This window comes from Desulfobacula sp. (assembly GCF_014237455.1).
In the GTDB taxonomy this organism is placed as follows: Bacteria; Desulfobacterota; Desulfobacteria; order Desulfobacterales; family Desulfobacteraceae; genus Desulfobacula.
Map to the genome: position 1 here is coordinate 1 of NZ_JABZFL010000026.1, position 15,327 is coordinate 15,327.

16 protein-coding genes are annotated in these 15,327 nt (G+C 38.2%); 13 read left to right on the forward strand and 3 right to left on the reverse strand.

What is annotated here, in order from left to right:
- The first annotated feature begins 130 nt into the window (after positions 1-130).
- The 3 genes from HGJ91_RS03870 (at position 131) to HGJ91_RS03880 (ending at position 1,621) form a co-directional block, all read left to right on the forward strand.
- Positions 131-649, forward strand: a complete 519-nt coding sequence (locus tag HGJ91_RS03870; protein WP_291346384.1) for a DnaJ domain-containing protein — start codon at positions 131-133, stop codon at positions 647-649.
- Between the two features lie 155 nt (positions 650-804).
- Positions 805-1,350, forward strand: coding sequence for a hypothetical protein (locus tag HGJ91_RS03875; protein WP_291346385.1), 546 nt, complete (start codon positions 805-807; stop codon positions 1,348-1,350).
- On the forward strand, positions 1,301-1,621 hold the full coding sequence (locus HGJ91_RS03880; protein ID WP_291346386.1) for a GIY-YIG nuclease family protein: 321 nt from the start codon (positions 1,301-1,303) through the stop codon (positions 1,619-1,621). Before HGJ91_RS03875 ends, HGJ91_RS03880 begins: the two co-directional genes overlap by 50 nt.
- Here HGJ91_RS03880 and HGJ91_RS03885 read toward each other — a convergent pair.
- Positions 1,599-1,829 (reverse strand): KH domain-containing protein, encoded by a 231-nt coding sequence (locus HGJ91_RS03885; RefSeq protein ID WP_291346387.1) that lies wholly within the window; start codon positions 1,827-1,829, stop codon positions 1,599-1,601. The genes HGJ91_RS03880 and HGJ91_RS03885 overlap by 23 nt on opposite strands.
- A gap of 306 nt (positions 1,830-2,135) precedes the next feature.
- Here HGJ91_RS03885 and HGJ91_RS03890 point away from each other — a divergent pair, with 306 nt between their 5' ends.
- Positions 2,136-2,612, forward strand: a complete 477-nt coding sequence (locus tag HGJ91_RS03890; protein WP_291346388.1) for an iron-sulfur cluster assembly scaffold protein — start codon at positions 2,136-2,138, stop codon at positions 2,610-2,612.
- A 32-nt stretch (positions 2,613-2,644) separates the two neighbouring features.
- Positions 2,645-3,373, forward strand: a complete 729-nt coding sequence (locus HGJ91_RS03895) for a hypothetical protein (protein WP_291346389.1) — start codon at positions 2,645-2,647, stop codon at positions 3,371-3,373.
- Between the two features lie 4 nt (positions 3,374-3,377).
- Here HGJ91_RS03895 and HGJ91_RS03900 read toward each other — a convergent pair whose 3' ends face one another.
- A complete protein-coding gene (locus tag HGJ91_RS03900) occupies positions 3,378-5,204 on the reverse strand; it encodes a M48 family metallopeptidase (RefSeq protein ID WP_291346390.1) in 1,827 nt (608 codons plus the stop codon).
- Positions 5,205-5,780 (reverse strand): NUDIX hydrolase, encoded by a 576-nt coding sequence (locus tag HGJ91_RS03905; protein ID WP_291346391.1) that lies wholly within the window; start codon positions 5,778-5,780, stop codon positions 5,205-5,207.
- 218 nt (positions 5,781-5,998) lie between these two features.
- On the opposite strand from HGJ91_RS03905, the gene HGJ91_RS03910 reads away from it, so the two are divergent.
- The 8 genes from HGJ91_RS03910 to secA all read left to right on the forward strand — a co-directional run.
- Positions 5,999-7,012, forward strand: a complete 1,014-nt coding sequence (locus HGJ91_RS03910; RefSeq protein ID WP_291346392.1) for an amino acid ABC transporter substrate-binding protein — start codon at positions 5,999-6,001, stop codon at positions 7,010-7,012.
- Between the two features lie 73 nt (positions 7,013-7,085).
- Positions 7,086-8,270, forward strand: a complete 1,185-nt coding sequence (locus HGJ91_RS03915; RefSeq protein WP_291346393.1) for an amino acid ABC transporter permease — start codon at positions 7,086-7,088, stop codon at positions 8,268-8,270.
- A gap of 21 nt (positions 8,271-8,291) precedes the next feature.
- Positions 8,292-9,383: an amino acid ABC transporter permease gene (locus HGJ91_RS03920; protein ID WP_291346394.1), complete on the forward strand. Its 1,092-nt coding sequence runs from the start codon at positions 8,292-8,294 to the stop codon at positions 9,381-9,383.
- Positions 9,384-9,473: 90 nt separating this feature from the next.
- A complete protein-coding gene (locus tag HGJ91_RS03925) occupies positions 9,474-10,199 on the forward strand; it encodes an amino acid ABC transporter ATP-binding protein (protein ID WP_367142568.1) in 726 nt (241 codons plus the stop codon).
- A 77-nt stretch (positions 10,200-10,276) separates the two neighbouring features.
- Positions 10,277-10,738 carry a macro domain-containing protein gene (locus HGJ91_RS03930; protein WP_291346396.1) on the forward strand — a complete coding sequence of 154 codons (462 nt, stop codon included), beginning with the start codon at positions 10,277-10,279 and terminating at the stop codon, positions 10,736-10,738.
- Positions 10,739-10,808: 70 nt separating this feature from the next.
- Positions 10,809-11,846 (forward strand): N-acetyl-gamma-glutamyl-phosphate reductase, encoded by a 1,038-nt coding sequence (argC, locus tag HGJ91_RS03935; RefSeq protein ID WP_291346397.1) that lies wholly within the window; start codon positions 10,809-10,811, stop codon positions 11,844-11,846.
- 104 nt (positions 11,847-11,950) lie between these two features.
- Positions 11,951-12,877: a M23 family metallopeptidase gene (locus tag HGJ91_RS03940; protein WP_291346398.1), complete on the forward strand. Its 927-nt coding sequence runs from the start codon at positions 11,951-11,953 to the stop codon at positions 12,875-12,877.
- Positions 12,878-13,042: 165 nt separating this feature from the next.
- Positions 13,043-15,327, forward strand: a 2,285-nt coding sequence (gene secA / locus HGJ91_RS03945) for a preprotein translocase subunit SecA (RefSeq protein WP_291346399.1), incomplete at its 3' end; no start/stop codon positions are given.

The following is a 15,327-nucleotide window of genomic DNA, read 5'->3' on the forward strand; positions in this document are numbered from 1 at the left end:
TCAGTGCGGTAGACTGCTGTCTGCTCAGGCCTGGTAGTGAGTACTGCCAGGCCTACCTCTATACTGCATAGGTAAAACAAACTGACATTACCTTGGGATAAAAACGCGACAATCTACACGTATTTATCGATTGCTGGCAAAACAGTACCACCCGGATAACAAAAAAACAGGAAATATCGATAAATTCAAGATTATCAACAAAGCTCATCGAGTGCTGTCAATTCCGGAAAAACGTGCTGCATATGATGTCACATATGAAGAAAAAAAAATTCATCAGTGGCAGGCTATTTCAGGAATGTCTTCGGTTGAAGGATACGAGGAAGATTCACACAGCCGCCGATGTCTGCTGTCCATACTATATATCAACTGCCGGGAGAGTCCATCCAACCCCGGTATCGGTTTGTGGCACCTTGGAAAAATGTTAGGCTGGCCGGAAAATGTGATGGAATTTCACTTTTGGTATTTAAAAGGAAAAGATTATATTAAGCGTGACGAAAATGGCCAAATCGCAATCACAGTGACAGGTGTAGACAAAATTGAACAGGATGGCCTGGTTCTGGGCAAAGATCTGTTACTGCCGGAATCAACAGAAGAAAGCCACAGATTGAAGCTCATTAAAGATGACCCGGTGAATCAATCAGATAATTAAGTTCATTGTTAAGTATGTTTTTATAAATAAAAAGCAGGCATTATTTACTTTCAGACAAAAAAACTATTGCAAAAAATTTTGAATTCGCATACTTAGTTCCGCTCGTTCAAAAAAACTATAATTGTATCAAGGCAAAAAAAGGGGAAATAATAACTATGAGTAATAAAGACTACAGTATTTACAGTGGCGGACTTAAAGGCACAGAAGAAACGTTTGGTGAATGCGCGGAAAAGTATGGAATCAATGAAATAAATTTCTCGTTTGAGGGGCATAAGTGTTCGCGGAAAAAGAATATTACCATACTTAGTGATGAGGAACTGAAAAAAGGCAATATCAGTATGGAGATAGTCTCTGCACGAATGGGCAGAAGATATGCCCGGGTAGATAAAATCAGAAAAGTTTTTCAGACCATTTTCCATATGGTCAATAAAGGGTATCAGGTATTTGCAATCGGTTGGATTCAGTCTGATAAAACGGTTAAAGGCGGCACTGGCTGGGGTGTTGAACTTGCCAAATTTTTTAACAGGCCGACAAGTGTCTTTGATCAAGGTGAAAACAAGTGGTATACCTGGGAAAAAAATGAATGGGTGGAAGACGAACCTGTCATTTTACATAAAACTTTTTGCGGGACAGGAACCAGGAACCTTTCGGATGAAGGCAAAAAAGCCATTGAAGCGCTTTTCAGCCGTTCATTTGCATAGTATAAAAGAGTGGCAGGTCTACCTGTTGGAATGCGCTGACAGATCTTTGTATTGTGGTGTTACCAAAAATCTCGAAACCCGTCTGTTAAAACACAATGAAGGGGTCGCTTCAAAATATACAAGATCCAGACTGCCAGTGAAATTAGTTGCTGTCAGGAAAGATCTTACAAAAAGCAATGCGCTTAAACTTGAGCACCAAATTAAAAAACTTCCAGCCGGAAAAAAAATTTCAGCTTTGAAAGGAAAAATTACTCTACAATTTCCAGAATGACTCTTTTCTGTTCCTTTGCAGATGCGCAGGATAAAATAGTTCGCATGGCCTGGGCTGTTCTGCCTTTTTTGCCAATGACCTTCCCAAGATCTTCTTTTGCAACCCGTAATTCCAATACAAGAGTCTGTTGAGCCTTAATTTCCTGGACTTCGACCTGATCCGAATTGTCAACCAGTGCTTTCGCAATATACGTAATCAACTCTTTCATAACCTGTTCTCCTTATTTTACCTGTCAGATGGTAGCCGAAAATATAATATGAGCCCTTAAAAGTAATGCCATAATCGTTACATCTCTTGGGAAACAAACCCAGAAAAACTTACAAATAGAATATCACAGCTTACAATAATCTCAAGTATTATTTATCTGTAACCGGTTTGTGCTTCATGAGGGTATCAATATTACCCTTGTGAACTGTAACAAATAATCAAATTTTATCCATTTTGCTTGACATAAAAAAGAAATTCATTATTTTAAGACACATGTTTTAATTTTAATAATGAATGTTTTATTATTATGCCCGATAAAATATTCTTTTTAGATCAGGGTGAAATGAAGGAACGAACAGTGGTTACAGAAATTAGACCATCTGATGCCGAGCGTAAAATGTTATCAGATGCAGGATATGCTGATCCGGCAATCAATTATTATCTTGAAAAAAAATATATGGGTCATATTGAAAATGCTGACCAGACGTCTGAAAAAATCGGCTCCTGCGGAGATATCATGAGAGTCTACCTTAAGATCGATAACAATAACCTCATCGATGATGTCCGGTATGAAATCACCGGTTGTGCCGGGGCAATTTCTGCTGCAATGGCTGCAGTTGATCTGGTAAAGGGCAAGACAATTGATGACGCATTAAAAATAAATGACGGCGATATTTTTAAAGTCCTTGGAAATATTCCGGAAAAAAAGCATCATTGTATTCAGCTTGCTGTTAAGACGATGCATAAGGGGATTCAAGAATATAGAACCGAAAAAGCACTGTAAATTACTCAACCCTGTAAATTAGTGGCCCTAATTTGAGGGTTGAATCCCAAAAGGAAAAAATTATTTTCAATTCTTTTCTGAAGAAATTTCTTACTTTTACTCTTGTTTGTATCTTTTTATTATCAGGATGCAGTGCATCTTCTGAATTTCGTATTAAAGATCTTGCCAAAACCAATATTGATGTTATCTCTGAAATTCACATGAATCAGGCGATCACCCTTTTAAAAAACCTCACCGTAAAACTTTACAAAAAAAATCCATATGAATTGCAAAAAATTAAAGGACAGACGATTCATTCCCGCCTGAACCAGATATTTATATGTCCGGTTGATAAAAGATATAAAGAACTTAATTTCAAAGAAAGCACGGATGCCATTTTGCTTGGATTTGAGCCCGAATTCGAAGGGGATCGCGTCTTTGCACTGATGGTTGGATTATACACCATGATTCATAAGTCATATAACAGCAAATGTGAACTCTTCATGCTGGATTATCTGGATGCACAAAACCTGTACAACAGTGCCCGAAATATTGAAATTTGTGTCTGGCGACTTAAAACAAGGAAAAAAGATAATGGCCAGTTGTTCATCCTCACCAATAGTTTGAAAGGGGACGTACAAAATCTAAGCTATGAACGCATTTTTGGAAAGATCATTTCTCTTCAGGATACCATGGCATCAATCGTTTCCAACAGAAGCGGCAGAATTATAAAAGAAGTAGTGCAAATAGCGGGTATGGCATTTTTGCCCATTGGTATCTAAAACTTCAGGGGGTTAACTTTTTCTCAAACCGCTGCAATTGACTTTTGTAATACTCTTTTTTGTCTTTTGAACGGTTCAGGGCCTCTTTCGCAGCAATTACAGCATTCCGGATATCATTATTAACAAAAAGCGCTTCGGCATAGGTGTCTAAAACAAAGGCTTCTCTTTTTTGCTCCAAAGCCCTTTTGGCACATTCCAGGGCTTTTTTTCTGTTCCTGTACTCTTCTTTGGGACATGTTGCAAAAAGCCAGGACAGATTATTTAATGCGTGGACATTTTCAGGATCTGCTTTTAAGACATTTTCATATGAATTAATGGCCTTTTCATAATTTTTCTTGTTGTAATAATAATCACCGACAATCGCATATAGATCCGACTTTTCAGGATCAACATCCAGGTGTTGAAAAAGAATATTTTCAGCTATAAAATTATCGAATGTCTCCTTGGCCATGCCGAAATTTATGGAATACCCAAACCCAACTAGTATAATAACTAGGACAAAATATCCGATAATCAATTTTTTGACTCGCAAATGATGGGCCTGTATCAAACCAGGTATCGATTGACATTTTTCCAGAAATCTTACTCTTTGACCGATACTGAAATGATGCCAGCTGGGCTTTTCAATGGATTGTCTGGAAAAGGATGCGATCTTGTAGAATGTTGAAATAAGCGGAGATGCATCAGGGGTGAAATGATAGACATGGAGATCAGCCTGCCGTTCAAAATTTCTCATGAAAAATCCGAACACAAACCTGAAATAAAGAATAAAAGATCCAATAAGTGTTGTGCTGATTAAAATCGGGTAGGCTGTATTTTTTTCAATACTGATAAACTCAAACAACTTATAGACGGGTTCAAAAATATACAATAGCAGCATAACGGGTTCAAAAAAGACAAAATTACAGGTAATAAACCCTGCAAAAAATAAGAGGTAAAATACCATATGATATTTTTGAACATGCCCGATTTCATGCATCATAACCGCATCAATTTCATCATCATTCAATGAATTAAGCAAAGCGGGGGTAACAAGAATATACCGGAACCGCCCGATAATACCCATTACACCGGCAGTAATCATAGCGCCGCCAAACAACTCCCATTTTAAAATATTTGAATATTTCAGTCCGGCTTTTTGGCAAACACGCTCAATCCTTGTTCTTGGTAATCCAGGTTCCAGAGGTTTGCAATTCCAGAGTTTTTTGATTAACACAGGCCCGAAAATGGCTATAGCAACAAGAAATAAGGCGATATATCCAATTTCTCCGGCAGGGGTTTTTAATAATTGCCTAACCGGTTGCCAGGGCAATAACCCCAGGATATCGGCGACTATTGACAGGAAAAACCAGGGCAAAAGCGCTGGTAAAGAAAAGGAAACATTGGACATGATAAAATTTTTTTTTGATATTTTTCCTGAAAAATATCGCTTCTGAACACCATGTGCTGCATTCCAGATAATGATCAGATATAAAAGAAACAGCCCTAAGAAAATAATGGCTTCAATCGTTGGAATAACATCAAATAATTTTATTCCGGAAAATAAAAAGTTTAATTTAAACCCATAAATATTTACGGCAAAAATCACCAGCGCAAGTACAGAGAGATGGGATATATAATTATTGATTAAATGGTCAATGCTCCCGTATGGGTTTTCAGATGCTTTTTTTTCGAGCCGTTTAAATGCCATATGACAGATAAGAACAAATAAAACACTGATCATAAGACCGGCAAAAACAAAACGGTTATCAAAATTTTTAACCGTCTCAAACAGATCTGAAGTGGTATAGATAATCAAAGCAATAATAAAATATAAAAAATTAGAAAACATTTAAATGGTTCCCTGAGTGGCAAAGGTGTTCAAGATTATCCAGGATTTCACATCAAACTTGATCCTGTTGTCATATAGAATATCTGAGGCCTTTTCCCTGGATAACATCATGACTTCAATATCCTCGGACGCTTCATTGAAACGGCTTGTGGGCTGACCTTCGCATTCGACAAACAGCAGGCTGACGGACTCGTCGGTCATACCGGAAGATGAAAAAATGGCAGGGCTTTTTTTTAACACCTTTGTAACGGTTAAACCGGTTTCTTCAAAAAGCTCTCTTTTCCCTGTCTGCTCAATCGTCTCACCAATATCCATCAGACCTGCCGGAAATCCGTATTGATACCCGCCAAGGGCAACCCTGAATTCTTTTATTACGACTATTTTTGATTCTGGTTTATGAAACGGAACAATAACGACCGCATCCGGTTTTGTATAATCTTTTTCAAGGGGATTTGATCGGTTTGACCGTGATGCGAAAATCCATTGTTTTTCACAATTTATCCGATCTTTATAACTGATTGAAAAAAGATTCAGATATTTGCAGTCTGTTATTTTTTTGACAGTATTAATTTTCATATCTGCTCCCTGCTAAAATCCATGGGTAGAGAATAAGCATGCAAGGAAGGAATACTACCCAATATGATCTGTTTTTACAATGAAAGAAACTTCTTGAAAAATATTGCGAATATGGTAATAGTTGCAAAGGTTTCAAAGAATCATGTTATACAACGTATGGATAATTCAATGGGATTATCCAAAATTCATTAACTCTAAGTAAACAAAGGGGAGTATCTATGAGGTTATTAAAAGTACTAGCAGTTTGCCTTACCGTTCTTGCCATGTCCACATTTGCCATGGCTGGAACACTTGAAGATGTTAGAGCGAAGGGATGGATTCAGGCCGGCGTCAACGGCAGTCTTTTTGGTTTTGGAAAAGCCGATGAGAAGGGTGTCTGGAAAGGTCTTGATGTTGATTCTGCCAGGGCTGTTTCTGTTGCAGTTTTTGGCAGTCCTGACAAATTAAAATTCACTCCTCTGACAGCCAAAACAAGATTTACAGCCTTGCAGTCAGGAGAAATTGATGTTCTTTTCAGAAATTGTACCCAAACCTTAAGCCGGGACACAGCTCTTGGCCTTGATTTCTGCCAGGTAAATTATTATGATGGCCAGGGATTCCTGATTCCCAAAAAACTGGGGGTGAAAAGCGCTAAAGAACTTGATGGTGCGACTGTTTGTGTCCTTCCCGGAACGACGACTGAAATGAACGTTGCTGATTATTTCAGGGCAAATGGAATGAAAATGAATCCAGTTGTTATTGAAGACACTGCTGAACTTGCCAAGGCCTTTTTTGCTGGCAGATGCGACTGTTTAACATCAGATGCGTCCCAGCTTGCAGGAACGCGCGCAGTGGCTCCGAATCCTGGTGATTATATGATTCTTCCTGAAATCATTTCAAAGGAACCTCTGGCTCCTGCGGTAAGACATGGAGACAACCAGTGGAAAGATATTGTTAATTATTCTGTACTTGCTCTTATAAATGCTGAAGAACTTGGTATTACATCTAAAAATGTTGATGAAATGCTGAAAAGCAATGACCCTAAAATCAAAAGATTCCTGGGCGTTACAAAAGGGATTGGAAAAGCAATCGGCCTTGATGAAAATTTTGCTTATAACATCATTAAAATGGTGGGTAATTATGGTGAAATTTTTGAAAGAAATGTGGGTATTAATACTCAGCTTGGTATAGAAAGAGGGCTTAATGCACTTTGGACAGATGGCGGTTTAATGTACTCTCCTCCATTCAAGTAAACCATAACTATACATTCAAGCATGGTGCAGTGAAAACTGCACCATGCTTTATTAAAAATATTTAGAAAGTATAATGAATACAGCTATTAATAATAAAACTTCCGAGACCATATCCTTCTGGTATGATCCTGATAAACGATCCATACTGTATCAGATTGGAGCGGCTTGTTTATTTGCGTTTGTTGCATGGTATCTCATTTCCAATACAATGGCCAATCTGGAAAGACAATCAATTGCCACAGGATTTGGATTCTTAAATAAGGAAGCTGCTTTTGAAATCGGAGAGTCTTTAATTGAGTATTCGGCGGCCGACAGATATGCCAGAGCCCTTTCTGTCGGCTTTTTAAATACCCTGCTGGTATCATTTATTGGCATCTTCCTGACGGTTATTCTCGGAACATTTCTCGGGGTAGCCAGATTATCAAAAAACTGGCTGATTAATAAATGTGCGGCAGGATATATTGAACTATTTCAAGACATACCGATCCTGCTGCAACTTTTTTTCTGGTATGCTTTTTTTTATGAGATGCTGCCGTCTCCTAGGGCTGCTTTAAATCCAATAAACGGTTTGTTTTTGTGTAACAGAGGGCTAATCTTTGGAATCCCGCAAGCACATCCTGTTTATAAATATATGGCAATTGCTGTACTAATTGCGGTTATTATTATTTTTCTCCTGAAAAAATGGGCTCAAAAAAGGCAGGATTTAACGGGTAAGGCATTCCCTGTTTTTTTTACTTCCATAATTTTAATCATTGGGCTTCCCTTTGTATGCTGGTTGTTTGGCGGCGCTCCGATGGATATGAGTGTTCCTGTATTAAAAGGGTTTAACTTTAAGGGGGGCTTAACCATTAGCCCTGAGTTTGCAGCGCTTCTTTTAGGACTTGTCTTATATACGGCAGCCTTTGTTGCTGAAGTTGTAAGAGCAGGAATTCAGGCCGTCAGTAAAGGTCAGACTGAAGCGGCAATGGCTATCGGTTTAAAACCCGGACAGCTTTTAAATCTCATCATTCTACCCCAGGCATTACGGGTTATTATTCCACCTTTAACAAGCCAGATGCTCAATTTAACAAAAAACAGCTCTCTTGCAGTAGCCATTGGGTATCCGGATTTTGTTTCAGTTGCAGGGACTGCGATTAATCAGACAGGCCAGGCAATTGAGGGCGTTATGTTAATCATGATTGTATATCTTATATTCAGTTTATCAACTTCTGCCTTTATGAATTGGTATAATAAAAAAATGGTAATAGTAGAAAGGTGATAATTATAAAATCAAATTTTTATGGAATTAACTAAAAAAAATAAAGGTAAGGTAATAGTCAAACCGCCCATATCAAGTATTGGTATTCCGGGATGGATCAGAGAAAATTTATTTTCCAGTCCTTTTAATACTGTATTAACTATTATTATTGTCAGTATCTTATGGTTTTCAATACTTCCTTTTTTAAACTGGGCTTTGATAGACAGTTCATGGCTTCCGGATGCTAACTGCAGGGAATCCGACGGTGCATGCTGGTCGATCATTTCAAGTAATTATAAAATTATTCTTTTTGGATTTTATCCCCAGGATATCTTGTGGCGTCCGATAACCGCTATTTTTCTGCTGGTATCATTACTTTTTATCAGTAGAAACAGAAATTACTGGAATGCATTTCTTGGATATTCCTGGATTATTTCATTGGTTATTATGGGAATATTGTTAAAAGGTGGTATTTTAGGACTTGAAGCTGTTGATATTGAAAGATGGGGCGGGATAATCCTTACATTGCTTTTGTCTGTTTTTGGTTTAACGGCAGCATACCCTCTAGGAGTTATTCTGGCACTCGGGCGACAGTCGAAAATGCCGGTTATTAAAACATTCTGTGTTTTTTATATCGAACTAATCCGTGGTGTTCCGTTAATCAGTTTATTATTTATGTCTTCTGTGGTTTTTCCATTATTCCTGCCTGAAGGGGTCTCAATAAATGCAATTTTGCGGGCTCAGATTGCCATTATCATGTTTACGGCAGCATACGTTGCAGAGGTTGTCAGAGGCGGCTTACAGGGAATGAATAAAGGCCAGTTTGAAGCAGCTGATTCTCTTGGATTGAATTATTTTCAGACCATGAGGCTGATTATTCTGCCCCAGGCATTAAAAATTGTTATTCCACCATCTGTCAGCGTTTTAATTTCTGCTTTTAAAGATACATCCCTTGTTGTTATCATCGGATTATATGATTTATTAAAAACAACGCAGACAACCTTGTCAGAACCAAAATGGATGGGATTTTCAGCAGAAGCATATATATTTATAGCCATAATTTATTTTGTATGCTGTTTTTTTATGTCTAACTATAGCAGAAAGCTGGAAAAAGAACTTGATACGGGCTTATAACAATAATTATTATTAACAATAATATTTATAAAGCGATTATTTATGAACGAAGAAAAAACGAAAAAAGAAGATGTTTCAAGCGAAGATACGGTGATTGAAATTGTCAATATGCATAAATGGTACGGTGATTTCCATGTTTTAAACAATATTAATATCACTGTTAAAAAGAAAGAGATTATTGTTGTTTGCGGTCCGTCCGGATCAGGGAAATCAACCCTTATAAGATGTATAAACAGGCTTGAAGAGCACCAGAAAGGTCAAATAATTGTTGATGGTATTGAGCTTACCAAGGACCTTAAAAACATTGAAAAAGTCAGGTCTGAAGTGGGAATGGTGTTTCAGCATTTCAATCTGTTTCCCCACCTTACTATTGTTGAAAATTTAACAATAGGACCGATATGGGTGAGGAAAATACCCAAAAAAGAAGCTGAAAAAATAGCAATGTTTTACCTTGAGAAAGTTCAGATTGCAGAACAGGCAGCAAAATTCCCGGGGCAGCTATCCGGAGGTCAACAGCAACGGGTGGCAATTGCGAGAAGCCTTTGCATGAAACCCAATATAATGCTTTTTGATGAGGCGACTTCAGCCCTTGATCCTGAAATGGTAAAAGAGGTTCTTGATGTCATTATAAACCTGGCACACGATGGTATGACCATGATTGTTGTCACCCACGAGATGGGGTTTGCAAAAAGTGTTGCGCACAGGGTTCTTTTTATGGATGAAGGAGAGATTATTGAAGAAAACGACCCTGAAGAATTTTTCAACAATCCTCAGAATGACAGAACCAAACTGTTTCTAAGCCAGATTTTATATTGATAAATTCTTAGTATTTTATTACAGATTTTCACTGTCGACTTTTTTGCATCCACTAGTGTTAACTGGAGGATAATTCAATGATGAATATATTAAAAGGCGATCTGCTTCAATTTGCTCTGACCGGACGGTTTGATGTCATTATCCATGGTTGCAACTGCTTTTGTTCCATGGGAGCGGGCATAGCAAAACTGATTAGAGATAATTTTCCAGAGGCGTATCAAGCCGATCTGAAAACAGGTATGGGAGATAAGGAAAAACTGGGCACATACTCTATGGCACGTATTGAAAGAAATAATAATATTTTCACCATTGTTAACGGATATACCCAATATGATTTTTCAGGCCACGGTGAACTGGTTGATTATGGAGCCATCCAAAAACTCTTTGCCGGAATAAAGAATGATTTTGTAAACCAGAGAATCGGCTACCCAAAGATAGGTGCCGGTCTTGCACAAGGGAACTGGAAAATGATATCTGATATGATTAACAAGGAACTGCAAGGAGAAGACCATACTTTAGTAGAGTACGTTAAAATTTAATTTATAAAAGAACACGTCTATCCACTAAAGCAAACGGCTTGTAAAAATTTTCAAAATAATAAGGAACCATATGATAAACGTAGGCATTGCAGGAGCATCCGGGTATACAGGAGTTGAACTTGTCAAACTGATTTCCAATCATCCAAAAGCTAAATTGTGTGCTGTTACATCAAACAGCTATAACGGCAAATCTTTGACGGATATTTTCCCGTCCATGAGAGGGTTTGAAAATCTGATTTGTGAAGAGTTAGATATTAAATCGCTTTCCAAAAAAGTAGACGTCATGTTTTTAGCACTGCCGCACAAAGTATCGATGAAGCATGTACCAACGCTGCTGGAACATAAAGTAAAAGTTGTTGACTTGTCGGCTGACTACAGATTCACAGATGCAAAAGCATATGAATCCGCCTATCAGGAACATACCTCAAAGCATCTCTTAAAAGAAAGCGTCTACGGTCTTAGTGAAATATACAGAGATCAGATTAAGGTATCAAACCTTGTCGGTAACCCGGGATGCTATCCAACCAGCATTCTATTGCCCTTACTTCCCCTTTTAAAGGAGGGATTGATCCGGCATGATGGCATTATTTCAGATTCAAAATCCGGTGTAAGCGGTGCAGGACGCTCCTTATCAATTTCCAGTCATTTTTGTGAGGTCAATGAATCATTCAATGCCTATAAAGTTGGGAACCACAGGCATACCCCTGAAATAAATGAAATCTTAAGTATTCATTCACAGCAAAAAGTGGACATCACCTTTGTTCCACACCTGCTACCATTAACAAGGGGTATGTTATCAACGATTTATGTTCAAGTAAACGAGAATGTAAACGAAGATGAAATAAGAAAAATCTTTGATTCCTATTATAGTAATGAACCTTTTGTGAGAATACTTGATAAAAATATGTACCCGGCAATTTCTCATGTTAAAGGAACTAACTGCTGTGATATCGGCTTTCACTTTGATGAAAAAACAAAACAAATTATTATTGTTTCCGCCATTGACAACCTTTTAAAGGGGGCTGCAGGCCAGGCGGTTCAAAACATGAATATATTATTTGGTTTAAATGATGAAACAGGCTTGGATTCAATTCAAGGGCCTTTGTAATTATTTTTTTTGGAATTTGAGAACACTCAGCCAATACCGGTTCCGGTCTATATAATTAATATTATACTTGACATAAAAAAGATATCTAACTAAAAAAGGTTGTAATGAGAAAAAGAATTGAAATATGGTTTCATTCCGGCCCCACTTCTGATATCAAGGAATTTTCTCTCCGCAAGACCACATTAGGAGTTATACTTCTCACTGTTATTGCCACGATTGGCGGAGTATTCTTCATTGGATACGATTACTTTCAGCTTAAAAAAACATCATTAAACAATATAGTTTTAAATCAAACCATCATTAAACAAAATGATGAAATCAAAAGCCAGAGGAACCAGATTCAGAGTTTTGCCGGTGAAATAGAAATCTTAAAAAAACAGGTTGATAATCTTTCAAAATTTGAAGATAAAGTAAGACTCGTCGCAGACATTAAACAAACCAGCGACTCAAGCGGCTTGATCGGTATCGGCGGCATCCCCAGAGATGAACTTGACCCGGATATTCCATTAGAGCAAAAACATAACAACCTGATACGTGAAATGCACCAGCAGGTGAGCCAGACAAACCTTGCCGCCCAAAAACAAACGCTTGATTTTGAACACCTGATTAAAATGCTTGAACAAAAAAGAAACCTTCTGGCTTCCACTCCTTCCATAAAACCGGTTGACGGATGGATCAGTTCAAAGTTTGGATATCGGACATCCCCTTTTACCGGAAAAAAAGAATTTCATTCCGGCCTGGACATCTCAAATAAAAGCGGGGAAAAAATCATTGCAACGGCTGATGGCAGAGTCTCTTATGCTGCCAGAAAAATGTACATTGGCAATCTGGTGGTGATTGATCATGGCCATGGCCGGGTCACCAAGTACGGACATTTGAAAAAGCTTCTGGTCAAACGGGGTCAACAAGTTAAACGGGGTGATGTTATTGCCCTTCTCGGCAACACAGGAAAAAGCACAGGACCTCATGTCCATTATGAAGTCAGAATTAACGGCACTCCTGTGAATCCTTTAAAATACATTTTAAATTAGTCTTTAAAATTTTTATGTGTGCCTGTACATCTTTCAGCCTTTTCATTTTTCCCCAAATAAAAAAAATATTTTTAATTTTTTGTTTTAATTTGGCAAATTAATGCTTATATGTCTTATCTGAAACGATTTTAATTTTTGTAGATTTAAAAATTAGGTGAACTATACATGGTATTCAATTTTTTTACGAAGATCTTTGGATCTAACAATGACAGGATTCTAAAAACACTCCAACCGATTGTTGATGAGATCAATCTTCTTGAGCCTCAAATGCAAGAGCTGTCTGATGACCAGATAGCTCAAAAAACAATTGAATTCAAAGAAAAAATTGAAAGCGGCAAAACCTTGGATAATATTTTGCCATCTGCCTTTGCCCTGGTAAGGGAAGCCTCTGTCAGGACCCTTGGACTACGCCATTTTGATGTTCAGCTCATTGGTGGGATCGCACTTCACCAGGGATGTATTGCTGAAATGAAAACCGGTGAAGGAAAGACATTGATGTCCACTCTTCCTGCCTATCTTAATGCCTTGTCCGGAAAAGGGGTTCACATTATCACCGTCAATGATTATCTGGCCAAGCGTGATGCAGAGTGGATGGCCCAAATTTACAATTTCTTGGGATTAAGTGTTGGTGCCATTATCCATGATATTGATGATCAGGAAAGGAAAAAGGCCTATAGTTCAGATATCACTTATGGCACAAACAATGAATTCGGGTTTGATTATCTAAGGGATAATATGAAATTTGATACGGAATCCCTTGCCCAGAAAGAACTCAACTTTGCCATTGTGGATGAGGTTGACAGTATTCTTATTGATGAAGCCAGAACACCGCTGATCATTTCAGGACCGGCTGAAAAATCCACTCATTTTTATACCCATGTCAATACCATTATCCCGGCCTTTAAAAAAGATACAGACTATACACTTGATGAAGAATCAAAAAGCGTTTCTCTAACAGAAGCCGGAATTTCCAGGGGTGAAAATCTTCTCAAAGTGGACAACCTATATGATCCGGCAAACATAGAAATACTTCATCATGTAAACCAGGCCCTGAAAGCACACACGCTTTTCAAGCGGGATACGGATTATATTGTTAAAAATAACCAGGTGGTCATTGTTGATGAATTTACAGGGCGTTTAATGACGGGTCGACGTTACAGCGAAGGGCTTCACCAGGCTCTTGAAGCAAAAGAAAACGTTAAAATCGAAAATGAAAATCAGACCCTTGCATCTATTACATTCCAGAACTATTTCAGGATGTATAACAAATTATCCGGTATGACCGGTACAGCTGAGACGGAAGCACCTGAATTTAAAAAAATATATGACCTTGAGGTCCTGGTAATCCCGACCCATATGGAAATGATCCGCAAAGATTTCCCGGATCTGATATACAAAACAAAAAAAGAAAAATATGACGCCGCCATAAAAGAAATCATAAGGCTTTATAAAAAAGGCCAGCCTGTCCTTGTGGGAACGATTTCCATTGATGTTTCCGAGGATATGAGCAAAAAACTCAAGAAAAAAGGCATACGCCATACTGTTTTAAATGCAAAGCACCATAAAGCTGAAGCTGAAATTGTTGCCAATGCCGGACAAAAAGGCGCTGTCACCATTTCCACCAATATGGCTGGCCGTGGTACCGATATCGTTCTTGGAGAAGGGGTAAAAAAACTTGGCGGACTTCATATCCTGGGCACATCCCGTCATGAATCCAGGCGAATTGACAACCAGCTTCGAGGTCGTTCCGGCAGACAGGGTGACCAAGGGTCTTCAAGATTCTATCTCTCTTTGGAAGATGATCTTTTAAGAATCTTTGGCGGGGATCGAATTCATGCCGTCATGGACAAACTTGGCATTGAAGAAGGTGAGCACATTGAACATTCATTTATCAGCAGGGCCATAGAAAATGCCCAGTCAAAGGTTGAAGGTCACAACTTTGAGATCAGAAAGCATTTGCTTGAATATGATGATGTGATGAACCAGCAAAGGGAAGTGATCTACCGACAAAGACGCAAAGCATTGCTTGAAAAAAACTTAAAAACGGTTGTTATAGAAATGATCGAAGACAAAGCCTATGATCTTGTTGATGAATTTGCCATCGAAAAAACTCCTGTCAAACAATGGGATTTGAAAGGTTTTGAAAACAGAACCAAACAACTATTTAACTTTAATCCTGACCTTAAAACCGCTGTGAATGAAAATTACAGCCCGGAACAGCTGTCAGAAACTCTTTTTGAAAATTTGAAAGACCTTTACCGACAAAAAGAAGGCTCTATTGGAACGGACATCACAAGGGAAATCGAAAGGCATATCATTCTTCAAACCGTTGATACCCGATGGAAAGAACATCTGTTATCCATGGACCATTTAAAAGAGGGAATCGGGCTGCGTGGATATGCACAGCAGGATCCTTTACGGATTTATAAAAAAGAAGGCTTTGATATGTT